This is a genomic window from Saccharomonospora saliphila YIM 90502, from assembly GCF_000383795.1.
GTDB classification, from domain to species: Bacteria; Actinomycetota; Actinomycetes; order Mycobacteriales; family Pseudonocardiaceae; genus Saccharomonospora; species Saccharomonospora saliphila.
On the sequence record NZ_KB912729.1, the window covers coordinates 1 to 2,404 of the forward strand.

The following is a 2,404-nucleotide window of genomic DNA, read 5'->3' on the forward strand; positions in this document are numbered from 1 at the left end:
GACGCCATCGCGCGCGGGTCTGCGCGGCGTGGACCGGCCGTGGGGAGGGGAGCCGGCGCGGATCAGCCGCAGTCGGCGCCGTCGGTGGGGGTGAGGAACTCGTCGGCGGCCCAGCGCCCCTCGGCGATCCGGCGGAAGCCCTCCCGGACCTCCGTCGTGGCGTCGGTCTCGGCGTCCTCGGTGTACTTGCCGACGATGTCGTGCCCGGTGCCCGGACCCGCGCGGACGTTGAGGACGTCGGCGGTGACGGTCACGCGGCACCCGGCGGCGTCCCCGGAGCCGCCCGACTCCGCCTCGGACTCCCGTTGTTCGGACCCGGTGGTGTAGATGAGCGCGAGCCCGAAGGCGACGGCGACGACGATCAACGCTCGCTTCGGTATTCCGAGCACGCGGCACGCTCCTCACGCCACGGTGACAGCACCCGCGGGCAGCGTAGAGAGCGGCGGGACCATCGGAACAGGTCCGGCTGGGCGAACCTGGCCGCACGGCACGAGGACCCCGTCGTCACTGTGTGTGCCCGGCTCGGGCCACCCGGCCGCGTGCCGCGCGTACTCCCCGCATGTACAGGCAAGGCCCCCTTCACTGCACTGAACGCAGTAAAGGAGGCCTTGCCGACACGCCAACAGCGGCGGGTCCTCGCTCGGTCAGCCCTGCGCGATCTTGGCCGCGAGGTTGCGGTCCAGGGTCGCCAGGAACTCCTGCGTGGTCTGGTACGGGGTGTCCCCGCCGACCAGCAGCGACAGGTCCTTGGTCATCTTGCCGCTCTCGACGGTCTCGACGACGACCTGCTCCAGCTTGTTCGCGAAGCCGACCAGCTCGGAGTTGCTGTCCAGCTTGCCCCGGTGCTCCAGCCCCCGGGTCCACGCGAAGATGGAGGCGATGGGGTTGGTCGAGGTCGGCTTGCCCTCCTGGTGCTGGCGGTAGTGCCGGGTGACGGTGCCGTGCGCGGCCTCGGCCTCGACCGTCCGGCCGTCCGGGGTCCGCAGCACCGAGGTCATCAGGCCCAGCGAGCCGAAGCCCTGTGCCACGGTGTCGGACTGCACGTCGCCGTCGTAGTTCTTGCACGCCCAGACGTAGCCGCCCTCCCACTTCAGGGAGGCCGCCACCATGTCGTCGATCAGGCGGTGCTCGTAGGTCAGGCCCTTGGCCTCGAAGTCGGCCTTGAACTCGGACTCGTAGATCTCGGCGAAGACGTCCTTGAACATCCCGTCGTAGGACTTCAGGATCGTGTTCTTCGTCGACATGTACACCGGCATTTCACGGTCGAGGCCGTAGCGCAGCGAGGCGCGGGCGAAGTCCTCGATCGAGCGCCGGTAGTTGTACATGCCCATCGTGACGCCGCCGCCCTCGGGGAACTTGGCGACCTCCATCTCGATGGGCTCCGAGCCGTCCTCCGGCGTGTAGGTGATCGTCACGGTGCCCGGGCCGGGGACCTTGAAGTCGCTGGCCTTGTACTGGTCGCCGTGGGCGTGCCTGCCGATGATGATCGGCTTGGTCCAGCCCGGTACCAGGCGCGGGATGTTCGAGATGATGATGGGCTCGCGGAAGACGACGCCGCCGAGGATGTTGCGGATGGTGCCGTTCGGGCTCCGCCACATCTTCTTCAGGCCGAACTCCTCCACCCGGGCCTCGTCGGGCGTGATCGTCGCGCACTTGACGCCGACGCCGTGCTTGGCGATGGCGTTCGCCGCGTCGACGGTGACCTGGTCGTCCGTGCGGTCCCGCTCCTCGATGCCGAGGTCGTAGTACTCGAGGTCGATGTCGAGATACGGGTGGATGAGCTTGTCCTTGATGAACTGCCAGATGATGCGGGTCATCTCATCGCCGTCGAGTTCGACGACGGTGCCCTCGACCTTGATCTTGGCCATGAGCGGCGGGACTCCTCTCGCGGATCTTCGCGTTCGTCGGCACGTGGTAGCGGTACAAGCGTACTGCTAGAAGCCTCCGTACGTCTCCCACCCCGCAATGTACGTCGCACACCACGCCCCGGTGGCGTGCGGAGCGGGACGAATCCGATGCCTGCTCACCACGGCTCCGACGTGAGCGGCCGCGACCGGAACCGGCCGGTCACGCCGTGTCGGCGCGGCGCCCGCCCAGCTCGTCCGGGAACACCCACCGCCGGAACCCCCGGAACCGCACCAACATGGCCAGCGCGACCCCGACGAGGGAACCGCTGACGAAGTCGGCGACCTCCTGGACCACGAGGCCGACGTGCGGCACGCGGAGGTCGAGCCCGGCAGCCTGCCGGTCAGGTGGTGGCGAAGCGGCCCAGCGTGCGCTCCGCGCGAATCCCCGCGAAGTGACGGCGCCAGATGGCGTAGTAGCCCGCCTCCTCGGCCGTGCGCGGCACGACGCCGTCGTCGTCGACACGGCCGCCGTCCGGGGCGCCCCCGCGCGCACCGTC

Annotated in this window: 3 protein-coding genes; all 3 read right to left on the reverse strand. The window is 69.6% G+C overall.

Annotation, left to right across the window (positions count from 1 at the left end):
• Positions 1 to 62: 62 nt before the first annotated feature.
• The 3 genes from SACSA_RS0120555 to SACSA_RS27095 all read right to left on the reverse strand — a co-directional run bounded on the left by SACSA_RS0120555 (position 63) and on the right by SACSA_RS27095 (position 2,202).
• Positions 63 to 389: an SH3 domain-containing protein gene (locus SACSA_RS0120555; protein ID WP_028662094.1), complete on the reverse strand. Its 327-nt coding sequence runs from the start codon at positions 387 to 389 to the stop codon at positions 63 to 65.
• 255 nt (positions 390 to 644) lie between these two features.
• Positions 645 to 1,868, reverse strand: coding sequence for an NADP-dependent isocitrate dehydrogenase (locus SACSA_RS0120560; RefSeq protein WP_019819737.1), 1,224 nt, complete (start codon positions 1,866 to 1,868; stop codon positions 645 to 647).
• A gap of 199 nt (positions 1,869 to 2,067) precedes the next feature.
• Entirely contained in the window at positions 2,068 to 2,202 is a 135-nt protein-coding gene (locus SACSA_RS27095) for a hypothetical protein (protein ID WP_269634828.1), read from the reverse strand.
• Positions 2,203 to 2,404: the final 202 nt, after the last annotated feature.